Annotated in this window: 10 protein-coding genes; 1 reads left to right on the top strand and 9 read right to left on the bottom strand. The window is 39.0% G+C overall.

From position 1 onward, the window contains the following. Positions 1–52 precede the first annotated feature (52 nt). The 6 genes from ACSKY2_RS08520 to glpK all read right to left on the bottom strand — a co-directional run bounded on the left by ACSKY2_RS08520 (position 53) and on the right by glpK (position 7235). Positions 53–1039, bottom strand: coding sequence for a ribose-phosphate diphosphokinase (locus ACSKY2_RS08520; protein WP_489877457.1), 987 nt, complete (start codon positions 1037–1039; stop codon positions 53–55). Positions 1040–1164: 125 nt separating this feature from the next. Next, positions 1165–2547, bottom strand: a complete 1383-nt coding sequence (glmU, locus tag ACSKY2_RS08515; protein ID WP_489877456.1) for a bifunctional UDP-N-acetylglucosamine diphosphorylase/glucosamine-1-phosphate N-acetyltransferase GlmU — start codon at positions 2545–2547, stop codon at positions 1165–1167. A 16-nt stretch (positions 2548–2563) separates the two neighbouring features. Further along, positions 2564–3418 (bottom strand): pur operon repressor, encoded by an 855-nt coding sequence (purR, locus tag ACSKY2_RS08510; RefSeq protein WP_489840175.1) that lies wholly within the window; start codon positions 3416–3418, stop codon positions 2564–2566. Positions 3419–3574: 156 nt separating this feature from the next. Continuing rightward, positions 3575–4045, bottom strand: coding sequence for an 8-oxo-dGTP diphosphatase (locus ACSKY2_RS08505; protein WP_489877455.1), 471 nt, complete (start codon positions 4043–4045; stop codon positions 3575–3577). Positions 4046–4133: 88 nt separating this feature from the next. Further along, a complete protein-coding gene (gene zwf / locus ACSKY2_RS08500; protein WP_489877454.1) occupies positions 4134–5600 on the bottom strand; it encodes a glucose-6-phosphate dehydrogenase in 1467 nt (488 codons plus the stop codon). A 123-nt stretch (positions 5601–5723) separates the two neighbouring features. After that, entirely contained in the window at positions 5724–7235 is a 1512-nt protein-coding gene (gene glpK, locus ACSKY2_RS08495; protein ID WP_489877453.1) for a glycerol kinase GlpK, read from the bottom strand. Positions 7236–7441: 206 nt separating this feature from the next. On the opposite strand from glpK, the gene ACSKY2_RS08490 reads away from it, so the two are divergent. Beyond that, the gene (locus ACSKY2_RS08490; RefSeq protein ID WP_489877452.1) at positions 7442–8647 is read left to right on the top strand and encodes an MFS transporter; all 1206 of its coding nucleotides are present in this window, start codon (positions 7442–7444) and stop codon (positions 8645–8647) included. Between the two features lie 67 nt (positions 8648–8714). On the opposite strand, the gene addA is transcribed toward ACSKY2_RS08490, so the two are convergent. The 3 genes from addA to pepV form a co-directional block, all read right to left on the bottom strand. Next, positions 8715–12506 carry a helicase-exonuclease AddAB subunit AddA gene (addA, locus tag ACSKY2_RS08485; RefSeq protein WP_489877451.1) on the bottom strand — a complete coding sequence of 1264 codons (3792 nt, stop codon included), beginning with the start codon at positions 12504–12506 and terminating at the stop codon, positions 8715–8717. Then, complete coding sequence (locus ACSKY2_RS08480) at positions 12506–16075, bottom strand: PD-(D/E)XK nuclease family protein (RefSeq protein WP_489877450.1); 3570 nt, start codon at positions 16073–16075, stop codon at positions 12506–12508. The genes addA and ACSKY2_RS08480 overlap by 1 nt, the downstream gene beginning before the upstream one ends. A gap of 183 nt (positions 16076–16258) precedes the next feature. Continuing rightward, positions 16259–17662 carry a dipeptidase PepV gene (gene pepV / locus ACSKY2_RS08475; RefSeq protein WP_489877449.1) on the bottom strand — a complete coding sequence of 468 codons (1404 nt, stop codon included), beginning with the start codon at positions 17660–17662 and terminating at the stop codon, positions 16259–16261. Positions 17663–17703 lie beyond the last annotated feature (41 nt).

Below are 17703 nucleotides of genomic sequence, written 5' to 3'. Positions count from 1 at the left end.
TTTGTTATAAAAAAGCGTTGCTCTAAACTTTGCTAGAGCAACGACTTATTTTTTACTCAACTGTCCGATGAAAGCGTTTCTTGAACAATGGCGAAACTGCCTTATTCTCGTTAATGCGCTTAATCGCCTCAGCAATTAATTCTGCAGTAGAAACTTGTACCAACTTTGGGAATTTCTTTTCTTCAGGTAAGTTGATTGAATCCGTCACAATGACTTGTTCAAAGACAGAATTCTGTAAGTTCTCAACCGCTTTTCCTGAAAATACTGCGTGTGTTGCAACAACGTAAACCTCAGAAGCACCCTCATCTTTTAGCTTTTGTGCGCCTTGCGTGATGGTACCACCAGTGTCGATCATATCGTCAATCATGATTGCACGCTTACCCTTCACATCACCAATGATATTCATGATTTGCGCCACATTTGCCTTTGGACGACGTTTATCAATAATTGCGATTGGTTCATGAGAACCCAATAATTCAGCTAAGGCACGAGCACGTGTTACACCACCATGATCCGGTGATACAACAACTGTATTATCATCTGCAATACCAGTTGTAATCAGGTAATCAGCTAATAATGGTGCTCCCATCATGTGATCAACGGGAATATCAAAGAATCCTTGGATCTGTGATGCATGTAAGTCAAGCGCTAGAACACGTGTTGCGCCAACCATTTCCAACATATTAGCAACTAATTTTGCTGAAATCGGCTCACGAGAACGCGCCTTACGATCTTGACGTGCATAACCATAATAAGGCATTACAACATTAATTGAGCGTGCACTTGCACGACGTAGTGCATCAATCATAATCAGCAATTCCATTAAACTGTCATTAACGGGTGCCGATGTCGGTTGAATAATGTAAACATTATCTCCACGAACTGATTCCTCAATATTTATCTGAATTTCACCGTCACTAAAACGAGCGATATTAATTTTCGATAGTTCCACACCAATAGCTGCCGCAATTTTTTCCGCTAATGGGCGGTTGCTGCTCAATGAAAAAATTTTCAAATGTGGATCCGAATAAGTTGCCATGCTTTCCTCCATTAGACACATCCAATTGTGTATTCAAGTCTTTAATAGTCTCATTGTACAGTTTTTCAATGTATTCTTCAATCTATTATTAATCGACTCATGCACTCAGTAATCAAATAAAGTTGTTATTTATGGAACTTTTTAAAGAGTGGCGTTCGTTGCCAGAAATCTGACTTAACAGTTTGCCGAGCACGTGCAATTCCCATGGCATGTTTCGGAATGTCATCAGTAATAATTGAACCTGCTGCAACAAAAGATTCATCAGCAATTTCAACTGGACTAATAATTTTTGAACCTGAGCCAATAAATGCGCGATCACCCACATTAGAATGCCATTTATTTTGGCCATCATAATTAACAAAAACCGTGCCAGCACCAATATTTACATCTTCACCAACAGTTGCATCACCCAAATAAGATAAGTGTCCCATCTTTGAACGTTCACCAAGTGTTGCTTTTTTCACTTCCACAAAATTACCAGCATGCGCCTCACGAGCAAGGTAAGCTGCTGGCCGTAAGTGTGCAAACGGTCCAACTGTTGCTGCTTCTCGCACTTCGGCTTCTTCTAGATGACTTGCATCTATTTGTGCACCATCCGCAACAATAGAGTCGACTATTTTCGTTCCCGCTGTCAACACAACATGTCGTCCAATCTTCGTGTCACCCTTTAAGTAAACGTTGGGCTCAATCAACGTATCAGCCCCAATTTCAACATCAATATCAATGTATGTGTTTGCTGGATCAACTAAAGTTACTCCTGCACGCATATGTGCTTCATTGATACGTTGACGCATAATTTCGTTAGCTTTTGCTAAGGCCACACGATCATTGACACCCATCGATTCACCAAAATCATTAATTTGGAAAGCGCCAACAGTCTGACCTGATTCACGTAAAATTTCTAATGTGTCAGGTAAATAATACTCACCCTGTGCATTATCATTAGTCACCCGTTTTAGACTTTCAAATAATAAATGATTATCAAAAACATACACACCAGTATTAATTTCATCTACTTTTTTTTCATCATCGTTGGCATCTTTTTGTTCAACGATACGTAGCACATTTCCTTGATCATCACGAATAATCCGACCATAACCTGTTGGATCTGGCGCTTTCGCTGTTAATACCGTCACAGCATTATTTGATTGCTCATGGTAATTAAATAATGCTTCATAAGTTGCTGTCGTGAACATTGGGGCATCACCAGAAGCAATCAATGTCACACCCTGTTGATCTGCCAACAATGGTGCTGCCATTTGAATCGCATGTCCCGTTCCTAATTGTTCTGTTTGCTCCGCAAATTCAGATGATTTTCCGAGAGCCTGACGGACTTGTTCAGCACCATTACCAACAATCGTCACAACCTTCGCAACACCTGCTTTTTTGACCGTATCTACCACTAACTGCACCATTGGTTTCCCACCAACTTTATGCAACACTTTGGGTAAATCCGATTTCATTCGCGTCCCTTTTCCAGCTGCCAAAACAATGACAAATCTCTGCATGACTACCACCTTTGATCTAATCTTTTTTATTTTCTAATTGTTCTTCAAATTTGGCATAAATTTCATCTGCATAGTTACCAGATGTCACTTTGATAATGCCGTCATCTTTATTCGTATCAACATGAATTAATGATGTATAATCATCAATTACTCGGTGTGCTACTCGACCTTCTGCAACAACCGCAGCGCCAACAACTTGTCCTTCAAATTCTTTAACTAACGATGCCATACCGCGAATGGTCCCACCAGCTTTCATGAAGTCATCCACAATCAAGACACGTGAACCCATCGGCAAAGAACGTCGTGATAGTTCAAGCTTTTCAAGACGTTGTGATTGTCCAGTCACATAATTAACTGACATCGTTGGTCCTTCAGTAACTTTGGTATCGTTACGCACAATAACAAATGGCACATTTAACTGTTCAGCAACAGCTTGCGCAACAGGCACCCCTTTTGTCGCTGCAGTCATCACGGCATCAATGGGCTCGCGTAAATATTGTGTTGCAATTAAACGACCGATTCGTTGTAAGAACCATGGTTGCCCTAAAATATCAGACAAATAAACATAACCACCAGGTAATACTCGTGTTTCGTCATCAATCGCGTTAACCAAAGATTGTACAAATTCATCCGCATCGGTCTGTGTCATATATGGTGTAAAGCGTGCACCACCAGCTGCACCGGGAATTGTTTCTAATAAACCAATGCCGCGTTCACGAAATGTACGCTTTAAAATCGTTAAATCTTCTGAAATAGAAGATTTTGCACTTTCGTATTCTTCTGCAAAATGTGTTAGTGAGACTAAAGTACGTGGTCGCTCTAACAAGTAACGTGTCATATCTACTAGACGATCACTTCGACGTGTTTTCATATTTTATAACCTCGAACGTTCGGTAATTTTTAATTTAATACTGACATTATAACATAGTCGTTCATTTTAAGTTTAATAATTCCAATTAAACCCGAATTCAAACGACATAATCGTTTAAAATTAAATTATTTTTTCGGACGTTCGTATTCTACAGACTTATTGCCAACTAACCGTTCGTGTTTCACCCACAACCGTTGCATGCAATGCTAATTCATTGATATCGGGCTGGTCAAACACGGGTAACATTTCGGCAAATGTATTTGGCAATTGGTACTGACCACTTAACAATTTTTCACGTGTCGTCCAAAAAATCTGGCCTTCACGTCCAGTTCTAATCTGGCCTTGATACTCATCTGTCTTATAAAGAAAGACGATGTAACGAGCACCATCTGGCAAAGGCCACTCCTTGATACCGACTAATTTGGGTTTGGTAATCGTTAAGCCGGTTTCTTCAAGTGCTTCACGATAAACTGATTGCGTGACTGTTTCACCAATTTCAACATGTCCACCTGGAAAGGTCACGCCCGACCAATTTGGATTGCGCCGATCTTCTACTAAAATTTCATGCGTCGTTGGATTCTCTATCATAATCATATTTGTTAATTCAATCGATGTATATCTTGCCATTTTTTCTCCCTGATGCAAATCATCCCCCGTTACCTGTGATTGACACCATGGTTACGGAGGATGATTTATTTTATTTCATTATCTAAAATTAGCCTTTGAAGACCCACTCATTACCATCTTTAGCTAATAATTCATCAGCCGCAACAGGTCCCATTGAGCCTGAAACATAATTAGGAAACTTTTCTTTCTTAGCGTCCCAAGCTGTCTGAATGGCATCAACGAAACGCCATGCAGTACCAACACCGTTCCAATCAGCAAAGTTTGATCCATCACCATTCATGGCATCGTGAATCATACGCTCATAAGGTTCTGGTGTCAGTGCCTTATCTTCATCAGATACTTGCCATTGCAAATCAATCATTCGAGTTGCAAAAGCTGATGTAATATCCTTAGCGTTAATCTTAAATTCAATGCCACCCTTAGGATCAATCAAAATTGACAAGACTGGGTTTTGCAATGATACATCATCACCAAAGATATTCAAGCCTTTCTTAAAGACCACATCAACACGTGTTGACTTAGCAGCCAACCGCTTACCTGAACGAATATAGAAAGGCACACCTTCCCAACGTGGCATATCAAATTGCAATTTACCAGCAACATAGGTATTGTTTTGTGAATCTGCAGGCACGTCCATTTCATCCAAATACTTTTTTTGTGAACCATCAGCTGATTCGCCATATTGACCACGCACAAAATTCTCGGCAACTTCTTCAGCTGAATTGTAAATTTTTAATGAATTAAAGGCTGCATTCTTAGCTGCTCGAATTTCTTTATCGTTAAATGATGCCGGCTTCTCCATAGCTAACCACCCAATGACCTGCATCGTGTGATTTTGGATCATATCACGTAAAGCACCAGCTGTATCATAATAACCAGCACGCTCTTCAACACCCAAAACCTCTGATAGCGTTACTTGGATATTTTCAATGTAATCTTTGTTCCAAGTGGCATCAAATAATGGATTACCAAAACGAACTGCTGCAATATTTTGCACCATCTCTTTACCAAGATAGTGATCAATACGATAAATTTGGTTCTCATCAAAAGCTTCTGATAACTCATTTTGTAATGCTTCAGCGGTCTCATATGATGAACCAAATGGTTTTTCGATCATCAAACGGTTGAATTCGCCGTTGTCAGTGATTAAATGTTCTGACTTTAGATATTTTGCCACTGTACCAAAGAATCGAGGTGCAACAGACATATAGAAAATACGATTGCCTTTCAAACTATACTTAGCATCTAACTCATTATTTAATGCAAGCATATCAGCATAGCCCTCTTGGTCCGTAATATCTTGTTGAATGTAGTAAAAGTGTGAAACAAACTCTTCAGCATTTGCTTGATTTTCAGTCGTATCAGCAATTGATGTCCGCACTAACTGACGAAATTCATCTGTCGTCAAGGCCTGACGTGCAGTTCCAATAATCGCAAAGTGTTCTTGTAAGAAACCTTTCTTAAACAGGTTATAAGTAGATGGATATAGCTTACGTTTTGCTAAATCGCCAGTTCCACCAAAAAACGTTAACAATGTTGTAATTTCTTTAGGCACGATGAATGCTCCTTTACTTGTTCGTTCATTAAGAATAACTCTCTATTAGTTCATCACTTTAATATGAACAATTATAAACTTTTTTTCACAATATTTCTATATTAATGTAAATCGCTTACAATTTTAATTCTGGCCAAAGTATTGCGTTGCTTTAATTGCACGACGCCAACCTTGTCGTAAGTGTCGACGTTGTTCTTCAGCTAACGTTGGCTTAAATTGACGACCAGCTTGGACATATTGTTCTAAGTCGGACAAATCTTGCCAATAACCAATCGCTAATCCCGCCAAAAAAGCTGCGCCTAACGGTGTTGCATCTTCATCTAAAGAACGTTCAATTTCTACATGCGCAATGTCCGCTTGGAATTGCATCAAGTATGGATTACGTGACACAGAACCATCCGCTTTCATTGTGGCTAGTTCATAGCCGGAATCTTTTTTCATCGTTGATAAGATATCCGCCGTTTGATAAGCAATTGATTGTAAGGTTGCTTTCACAAAATCGGCTTTGTTGGTTCCTCTCGTCATACCAAAGACACTGCCTCTTGCATTTGGATCCCAATAAGGTGCGCCCAACCCATTAAACGCTGGAATAATATATACTTCATCATTATTCGTTGACTGTTCAGCTAAAGACCAAGCATCTAATTGCGTCTCAATCAACTCTAAGCGATCATGTAACCACTGAATAGCTGTACCTGCAGAAAAAATTGAACCTTCCAAAGCATAAACCGGTTTATCATTAACCTGATAGCCAATTGTTGTCACCAATCGATTTTGGGACATCACTGGTTTATGTCCCGTATTCATGATCATAAATGCACCTGCACCATAGGTGTTTTTCACCATGCCTTTTTCTAAGGCTAATTGACCAACCATTGATGCATTTTGGTCACCAATTAAGCTGGCAATGGGCACCTGACCACCAAAAAATGACATTGGACTTGTCTTACCAATAATTTCACTACTCTTATAGACGCGTGGTAGCATACTAGCTGGAATATTGAACAAATCTAATAATTCTTGATCCCACTCTTGCGTATGAATATTATATAGCATGGTTCGAGCTGCGTTCGTTGCATCAGTTGCATGAATGGCACCATCTGTTAATTGCCACGTTAGCCATGTATCGATTGTTCCAAATACTAAGTCACCTTTTTCCGCAGCTGCTTGTGCACCCGGTACATGATCTAAAATCCACCGAATCTTTGTTGCTGAAAAGTAAGCACTAATTGGCAACCCCGTTTTTTGTCGAATGAGTTCTGTTTGTTGCTGATTGTCTGCAATTTCTTGTGCAATAGCCTGTGATTGCGTGGATGACCAACTAATGGCATTATAAATTGGTTGGCCAGTTTGACGATGCCAAATAATGGTTGTTTCTCGTTGATTGGCAATCCCTAATGCCTTAATTTCATCTCCACGAATACCTGCATTAATTAATGCATCAGCAACAGCTGTTTGTGTCGCATGCCAAATATCCATTGGTCGTTGTTCCAACCAACCTGTCTGTGGTACCACTGGTGTCATCGGTACGGCAACAGATGTAACACGTCGCGCATTGTGGTTAAACACGATGGCGCGCGTACCTGTTGTCCCCTGATCGATTGCTAAGATATATTCTGGTTTTTTTATGGCCATTTTTTGTTCCCCAATAATTCTATCTAGATTTAAATCCCATCTCTATTAAGTATACCAATTCCCCAAATTTATGCTAAACTTTTCTCATAGTAAAAACGGATAAGCATGCTTTACCACACATGTTATCATAGTATAAAAATAACTCTGATTGTATCAGCGTGTCAAAAGTTTCATTTGTGCCAATGCACACAATTCATGGAGGATTTATGTTAACTCAGTCGTCAGCCGACGGCGATGTGCTCAGATCGCAGCACGTCGAAATTAAAGCAATTATTTTATACATCACCACTTTTTTTCAGTCTACTGGTGCATCGCTCATTTGGCCTATCACTACACTTTATATGCATAATATGTTACATCAAAACATGACCATATCAGGTTTGGTTGTCATGGGCTTATCAGTTACCATGATGTTCGGTAATTGGTTAGGTGGTCATTTATTTGATCGCTGGCATCCATATCGTGCAATGACAATGGCCGTTAGTCTCGCTTTAAGTGTCCTACTCTTGCTCACTTTTTGGCATAGTTGGCCAACTTTCGCTTTATTGATGCTCATACTTGGATTTGCTGATGGCCTCATTTATACTTTATTAAATGCCTACGCTGCAACCATTCAATCTGTCGATGCTAGAAAAGTGTTTAATCTCCAATATTTATTTATGAATGTTGGTGTGGTCGCTGGTACGGCAATTGTTGGTTTTCTATTCGATTATGGTGTGCAATATGTTTTTGGTGGCGCATCGATGATGTACTTTGTATTCTTTGTTTTAGTCATCAAATATTTTAATATCAAAGGATTAGACAAACAAAGTGCTCGAGCAGCCGACCGAGCAGCTAAAAGTACTTTCAAAACGCCAATTGTGATTTATGCCATCTTAGGATTAGCTTTTTCCTTCTATATGTCTTATATATTATGGGAAACAGTCATTGCAACCCATATGACTGACTTAGGGATGACTACCAAAGATTATTCATTCCTATGGACATTAAATGGCATCGTCATCATATTTGGTCAAGGCATGCTTGATCGTATTATCGTTCGTTTGCCCTTACGTTTCACAGTTCTTGGTGGCTCAACTTTATTCGCTCTCTCATTTTTAGTTCTTATTCAAGCACGAACCTATCCCATGTTTATTTTAAGTTTTATGATTTTGACAATTGGTGAAATTTTTGCAAGTCCTCAAATACCAGCATGGGTAGATAAACTAAGCGACCCCTATGCGAAAGGACATGCCCAAGGTTTATTAACCATGATCGTCTCACTTGGTCGGGCAATTGGTCCTTTATATGGTGGCTTATTGATTGACAGTGGTTCTTATAAAATTTTGTTTGCCTCTGTATTTGGTATTATGTTATTTTTCATCATATTAATCATGTTCTTGAGCTTTTCTCGTATCAAAAAACAATCATAAATAAAAACGACACATTACTTGCCAGACGGTTATTCCCCTGTCTCATCGTAATCTGTCGTTTTATTTTTTATGATAAACGAATTAGTTTTTCAGCATTGATTGCATAAATAAAGCGCTTAGGTGTCGTCAAGCCCATTGCTACCAATGCTTGTGCATAGATATTTAATTGACCTGCATATCTTTTTGTTAATATACGCGTTGCATCCGAACTTGCAACATGATCTGTTTTGTAATCAAATAACCAAACTTCGTTATCGACTTGAAAATAACCATCGATAATACCGTGAACAAGCACTTTATCATCCCCAACAAAAGCACGATAGAGATGTTTTGCATCTAATAGTAGTGAAAATGGCACCTCACGTTGCAACGAATCTGCATGTTTGACCATTTGACGACCTAATGGTGAGTCCGTGAAAAAACGGGCAATTTTATCGACGATAATCAATGGTGCAATATTCGTATCAATTAATCCAGCTATCGTTAACTGCGCAATGAGATCTTTAATATCTGAAATTGTCGGTGTCCCCATTGTTAAATCAATACGTTGCATCACTAGATGTGTTGCTGTACCAATTGCTGCTGATGATAGTCGAGTAGCCGAATCTTGCATAAATGCTGGCTCTGGTAATGTATCATCAGTCACTCGCAACCCTGCCAAATCATCTGTTACTAACCGACGATCAACAAGTTGTCGGCCAGCTGTTAAATCAGGATCTTCAAATAAATGTTTGATTTCAGAAACAGATTGATAAGCCGTTGCTCGTGTTGCCGTTGCATAAGGATATTGAAATTGCAATACTTGTTGCCAATCATTTGTGACATCCTGTGTATCCATTTCTGGCAATGAGTTTTTTACTGTTGTCATTGCTGGTTGATAAGCTAACATTGCTTGTGCCAAATCTTGTCCATTCAAAATCTCCAGACTGAAATTAAATGACTGTTTTGGTGCTTTAGCTCGTATGTCATCAAATTGCATGATGTTATGTTCATCATATTTCTGTAATGATGCCATGCGTTGACTCGCTTGAGGATGGCGAATTAAGGTCATTCCTATCAAATCCATGTATGATTTGCCCGTCAATCTAACTGTTTCAGGCAACATCCATTCGGTCACACCAGCACTTTGTTGCCAAGTTTGCCACAATTGCGCCACATTATCATACGAACCAACAATAAATAATTGTTGTTCTGCACGTGTTAATGCAACATAAAGCACACGTAACTGTTCCGCATAGGCATTTCGCCGTTTGATTTGAACAATATATTCATGCTGTGGTGTAATGAGTTTCAAATGATGCGCAATATCAATATAATTCATGCCAGCACCAGCCTGTGCATCTAGAATAACACTACCTTGTGTCTCACGTTGACTAATCATCGTTCGTGATGCATTCAACAAAAAGACAACTGGGAACTCCAAACCTTTCGCATGATGAATCGTCATCAATGACACACTGTCTTGGGCAACATTAGCATCTGCTTCACCTAAATCCTTATCTTGATTTTGAAGCTGTGTCACATAGTTGATAAATTGATATAGGCCAACAAAACTACTCTTTTGATACGCTGCAGCCCGCTCATATAACGCATGCAAATTTGCCTGACGTTGTGCTCCGGAAGGTAACCCACCAACATAATCTAGCCAATTTGTGCGATTATAGATTGCCCAGAGCAAGGTCACAATTTGATTTTGTACAGCTAAATCACGAAAAACGTCTAAGTCAGTCAAAAATTGATTAACTTGTGTTTGTGTTTTTTTCAGTAATGCGACATCAACATCGGGCAAATTATCAACGACATTAGTTTGGGCCATCACTTTAACAGCTGTGTAAAAATCATCGTTAGGTGCTTGTGCGCGAATAATGGCTAGTCCATTTTCACCAATACCATATAATGGCGAGCGTAAAACAGCGACCAATGGAATATCTTGATGCGGATTATCAATGACTTGCAAGAGACTCATCACGACTGATATTTCTGTTGTCTGAAAATAATTTTCTGTCCCATCAATCATGATAGGTATCGCCATTTCTCGAAAAACATCTAACACGTCTAAATTTTGACCTTTTGTCGGTACCAAAATAGTGATATCGCCATAATTAATCGGACGCTTTATTTGTGCTTTACGATCAAAAATTTCAAATTTTGTCTGAATCAATTCTTGAATTTTCAATGCAATCATCCGAATTTGACCAGTTGCTTTCGTATATGGCATATTCACAGACAATCTGTCATGATCAGCTTCTATTGCTGACTCATCTATTTGATGATCATCCAAATATACGAGTAATTCTGCTTTTTGTGGTAAATCTGCAGGATAATAATCAGCCCCCGCAACCAACTCAGCATCGCCGGTATAATCAATGTCCCCTAATGATCGACTCATTGATTGTGCAAAAATATAGTTAATAAAATTCGTTACGTTTGGCTGTGAACGAAAGTTTTCTTGCAACGTAATCACTTCATTATGATTCGTTTGGGAGTATGTTGTCAGTTTATGCGCAAATAAAGTTGGATCAGCCTGTCTAAATTTATAAATTGATTGTTTAATATCACCCACTTGGAATAAATTATCAGTTTTTGCAATTTCTTGTAAAATTGCTTCCTGTAACTGGTTCGTATCTTGATACTCATCAACCATGATTTCAACATAACGCGCCTGTAATTCTGCTTTTACTTTAGGCTGACTGACAATCTGAAGTGCAAAATGTTCCAAATCATTAAAATCTAGGACTTTACGACGTAATTTTTCTTTTAAAAATGATTGACTAAATTGCTTGGTTAACGTGACAAGTTGTTGCATCACTCGGCTAGCACCTTGAATGGCTAATGATAGTCCAGCTTGATCCAATAAAAAGTACGTCTCTCGCAATTTTGTAAATCGCTTTTTCAAATTTTCACGTTCATCCTTATATTTTTCCCAAGCTCGTTTGAGTTCAGGATCATGCTTTTTTGTGAAATTTTTCCGTTTACCTTGATCATCGACACCCCAACCAGACAATGTCACATTATTTATTACTTCACGAATCGTTTGCCAATCATTAGTATCCTGTTGCACACTTGCCAATGCTACTTGATAATTTGCAACATCCGATTGTAAGTTAAGTAAACGGTTAATCGCTGGTGCCTCATCCATTGTATCCGGTGCTTGCTTGACTAGCCGTCCCGCTTTATCATAAATTCCTTGTAATTCATCTAAGATTAATGGTCGTAATTGTGTTAAATAAAACTGGCTTTTGGTAAAATCAGCATCACCAACATCATACAAATCTGGTAAATGATCCAACCAGTTTGTTGTATCTGGCCGGGCCGTGGCAAAATCATATAACGAAAAAGTTGCCGTTTGTAACGCTTGATCATCAGTTGTACTATTAGTAAATTGTGTCGCAAACATAGCAAATGTGCCCTGCTCATCATTTGCATATCGTTCTTCTAATAAAGTTTGATAAACCTCAAGCATCACCAACGTGCGTTCTGCATCATCCATTAAACGAAATTGTGGATCAAGATCGATCGTGTAATGGTATTGTTCGATCAAACGTAATGCAAAGGCATGTAAAGTTGAAATATTGGCAATATTCAATAAACGTAGTTGTTTTAATAAATGCTGTCGTTGCGTGCCAGTTGTTTTCCCAAGTTCAGAACGAATGGCCACTTCCAAACGCTCTTTCATTTCAGTGGCCGCTGCTTCGGTAAATGTGACAATCAAAAATTCATTAACGTTCTCACCTGCTAATAAACGACGCATCACGCGCTCGATCAGTACACGTGTTTTTCCTGAACCAGCTGATGCAGACACTAAAATGTTATGATCTTTTTCCGTAATTGCAGCTGACTGTGAATCGGTGAAGTTCATTATTTTTGTCCCTCCTCTGGCTCTGAGTGATGCTTTTCAATAAACCGTGTCATCGCCGCTAAGGCGCCTGTCATCGTTAGTTTTTCAATATTATGATATTGATTTCCCATCATAGCATCAAACATCATAATAGGCTTATACGGTGTATACATTAAGCCCGTATTTGATGGACCATCTCGGAATGGATATAATGGAAAATCACCAGCCAAGATTTGTTCACCAATCTCTTTAATCTTATATTCATTGAATGTTAGCAATGTTTCTAAATGATCAGCCGTGACAACATCAGCTGTCTTTTTAAACGTCCCATCTTTTTTCCGATCAATGGCGTAAGGTACAACAATATCCGCATTACCCGCTAATTGATCAATATAATTTTCATCATCACGTAACACACCACGATAACGACCTTGATTAGTGATTAATTCATCAGCTTGTTGTTGTATTTGCTCTAAATGATCACCAGATAACTCATTTAAATTGACCCACGGTGTTTGTAATGTCCAAAATAATGCACCCCCCATTTCACCCGTTGGCAACACATCTTTGTTCATCAACATCGCTGTCCAATAGGTCATCAATTGTAACTCCAAACCGGCGTAAGCTTTTTCATAATCAAACACACGCTTACTTGATTTATAATCAACGATTGTTAAAAAATTCCCAGTTGGTGTTTCAACCAAATCATATCGATCAACTTTACCACGAATTTTAATATGGCCAAACGGTATTTCATAGGCAACTGGTTTTAATTGGCTTTGCGGTAAACCAAAGCCTGCTTCAACACCAATCGTATGCACACCCCCATTCACTAATTGACCACGTTTCATACTAGTAATCGTGTCATGCACTTGCATCGCTAAGCGCTTTGTTAAAAACTTCATGCGATACGAACTGCTAAAAATATCATAGGTCGGATCATCACTTGATAAAATACCTTGTAAAATATCTTGCTCCAACTGACGTAACTGTTCATCTGTTAAGGCACCTAAAACCTGTTGTTTTTCAATCAAAAATTGGAAAAGATGCTCCAACATCGCATGCATTAGCGTTCCTTTTTCTGCTGGCGTTAACTGTAGGACTTGACGTTCTTGTAATTTCAAACCATATTGCAAGAAAAACTCGTAAGGATTTCGTGAATAACTTTCCAAGCGTGAAATTGATGCTTTTAAATCATGACCAAACAACGCTGTCACCAATGCTGGTTGTAATTTTTCTGGTTCATTTTTATAACATAAACTACCAAATAAGTGTGCCAGTCGCTGTGGTGCAATTTTTTGTAATTGTCGTCCAAGATGTTGCCATGCCGCACTAAGAAACGGCTCTTTTGTGCCCTGTAACTTAGCCTGACGGTTAGCAATTAACAACTGTGCCATTGTACTAGTTGGTGTCCCAACATAATTCGCAATTTGATTACTGGTGGGATCTGGTAGTGCATCAAACTGATGTGGGATTATGCCAAATCGCTTTTGCACCCGGGTCACATAGGTTGATGGTTGTTGTGTGCTATCTCCGTCACTGGTTGCGTACGCCCAAATTAATCGGTTGTCTGCGACCATCATCGCACGGTACATTAACAATGATTCTTGTGCCATTTGCTGTTCAGCCGTTTCTTTTAAGTAAACGTCTGCTGGTAAGACACCTTGTAAGGCAACACGATCAGTGTCATGCAAAATGGCTTTGGTACGCGTTATTGCTGGTAAATTATGGTTGGTTGCGCCAAAAACAATGACCGTATCATAACCAGTTCGCTGCACAATCCCACTTTCTGAAATATGCACTTGGTCCACTGTTGCTGGGACACCCGCATATTTCGCATTCTCAAAAGCTGCTTTTAAAACATCCTGTAATGATTCAAGTGTCATTTTTTTAGTATCAAAAACTTGGACAAAATCATCTAGAATGCCAATGAATACACGCCAAACTTGTTCTGGCTGTTGTGCAGCCCATAAATCACCCTTAGCAATTGCGTCATCACGCCACTTTATTAACCGTTTCTGAATACCAATTTGCGTCATAAATTCATATAACTCACGTGCCATATCACGCGCCGTATTCTCTTGTGCCAACTGCTTTAAAAATGGTCCTACCACCTGGCTAATTTGATCATGAATCATCGCTAATTGTGCATCTTTACCAGCAACTCGTTCACGAGTCACCTCATCATCACTTGTTAACGCTTGGCGATCATATTGCCATGGTGTTGTACTAGTCCACTGCCAACCTGCAATATTTTTCGCAAGAACGTAATTTTCTGTTTCCGCCAGTGCTTCACGATAATCATCCAAAGTCACATCAGCTGGTATTAACAATTCTGTTTTTAAAAAGCTCATCACATCAGTAATCGTAAAACTTGGTGCAAGATGCAATAATTTATCCAGAAAAGCAACGAGAGGATGTGCTGACATTGGTCGATCTAAATCCATAAACATCGGTATATCATATCGTGCAAAAACTGCTGGTATGATATTTTCGTATTGCCCTAAGTCACGTGTTAACAATAAATAATCACGATAACGATGTTTGCCAGCTGCCACTTCTTGTCGAATGAAGCGTGCCATTTGTTCCACTTCTTGATAACGTGTATGGGCTTGCCAAATGTTAATTGCTGGTACTTCAGTTGGTACCTGATGGTGGGGCATTCCCTGTTGTTCATACGTAATCCAAAAATTTTCCATTTCGGACATACTCATACTCAAATGACGTTGTGGTGCAATTGTATTTGCGGTAACAGTTACATGGTGTTGTACAGCAAAATCTCGTAATTGTTGACCTAATTTTTTGGGGCGATAAAATAAATCATTTTCAGAAAGTGCCATCTCTGTTAGGCTTGCTGAACCATCATCAGCTGGCAAGGTTATTGTCACTCCGGCAGCATAATGAATCAAGGCTTCAACCAATCCTCTTTCTGGGGATGTCATCTGTGAATAATCATTAATAAAAAAATAATGATGCGATATATCTGTTTTTTCAGTCGCTAAAAAGACTTTCAACGCCAACAGTAAATCACTACTTAAATACTGATTACGCTGCCTTAATTCATCTTCTAATGCCTCACCAATAAGCGCTAAATCATGTAGTTTCATCTGTAATGTTTCTTGATTGACCAATTGATTAGCAATTTCATTAACATCTTGCCATGCTAAACCAGCCTGTTTAAGCTCTAATAATTGCGTCGTAAACTGTCCGATAAAACCTTGCTTATTCAATAAATTACTGTATAACACTAAATGATCTTTATTTTGTTGTAGCAACGTTTGTACCAACATTGTTAACCCATTTTGTGATAGATTGGCTTGTTGATAAATAACATCATTTTGCATGTAATACCATGCCAGCCGACTTAAAGAAAAGACTGACACATTAGGCACAGCAATTGCAGCACCATGACGATCTTCTAAGTCAGCTAATCTAGTCAACACATTAATTTCAGTTTCAAATTTAATATGATTGGGGACAATATAAAAAATTTTTGCTTGATCATCAGTTGCTAAAACATGTTGCACGCGTTGCAATAATGCCAGTTCATGATCTGCACTTGCACGACCAAATAGTAATTCTAATGACATGTGTCGCCTCCATTACCATGTATTCTTCTTATTATTCTACCAGTTATCCTTTAATATATTCTGTTCAACTTTTAAGATATTTTGCCATATAATTAAAGGCTAACTAACTATCACTTTAAAATGGACAGTTAGTCAGCCTCATATGTTTACTACTTTGATTACCAAACCCCAATTATCAAACAATTACTGACACAAACGCCACAATGATTCAGCAAAAATTGCCATTGATCGCGTTAAATTAGCAACCGGCGTATATTCATTTGCTTGGTGACTAGTTACTTTAACATCGGGAAATTGACCGCCAAAAGCGACACCACGCTTTAATAAACGTGCATAAGAACCACCATTGGACGTTCTTGGTGGTAAATAATGACCAGTTTGTTCCGCATAAACGGCCGATAAGACCGTTACTAATTCATCATCGACAGGTACTAAATGTGGTGGCATACCAGCTTGTACAACGGTAATCTCAGCCATTAAGTCCGCAAGATGTCGCTGCACTTGGGTAACAATTGCTTGAAGCGACACCCCCTTTGGGTAGCGGAAATTGAGTAAAATAGTGCCTTGACCACGATGACTGTAACGCATCACTCCGACATTCATTGTTAAATCACCCATCTCTTGATCACGGTAAGCTAATCCTAACCGCTTCGCATAGATATCCTGATGAACAATATCACCTAGAAACGTCAAAAATGCCTGGGCATCCCCACCAAATGAATATTGATTTAAAAATGCCGCTAGATACGTCCCAGCATTTTTTCCATCAGCAGGATAAGCCCCGTGTGCTTGCACACCAAACAAGGTTAGTCTAACGGTCTGACCGACTTGTTGCACATTTCCCTTTAAAAATGGGTGTTGCTTAAGAAATTGCTCGAAATCATTGGCAATTAATATTCCTTTGGGTACATCGATTCTTGCTTTTGCATCTCCTGGTACCACATTTGCACGATTACCGGCCATAAAACGTTCTAAAATATAAGGTCCTTCAGAAACACTTGGAAACCGTAACTGCACTGTTTGAAAAGCTTTTTCACCATTAACAACAGGGAAAGCGCCATCGGGTGAAAAGCCAAGCGTGGGTTCACCCTCTTGCGCAATATACTGTGGTAAATCACGCCAACCATTTTCTTCATCAGTCCCAATAATTAAACGAATTTTTCTCTTCAGATGACAATGTTGATCAGCTAACATCTTCATTGCATAATAAGCCGACATTAAATCAGCTTTCATATCAGCTGCACCTCGACCAAAATATAAGCCATCTAAAATTTCTGGATTAAATGGCTGCCGTAACCAACCATCACCAGCAGGAACAACATCAATATGTGTTAAAATACCCACGGTTTCAGCTGCATCTGCAGGGCCAAATTCTATCCATGTCACCATATTTGCCACACGACCATATCGAAACCCATCGCGACTGGCAAGCTCCTCCATCTTTGATAACGCACGCACCATATCGATGCCAAATGGTGTTTGTGGTGTTTGCGTTTTAGGGTCTAAAACTGAAGGAATGCGCACAATTTGATTCAAATCATCAATCAGATTTGTCTCATATCGTTTTGCTTCTGTTACCCACGTCATATCACTACCTCTAATTAAATTCTAATAAAGCTAGTGTATCG

Source organism: Weissella sp. ESL1156 (assembly GCF_058505625.1).
The sequence above is the reverse complement of the archived record's forward strand: the minus strand, read 5'-3'. Positions and strand labels throughout refer to the sequence as shown.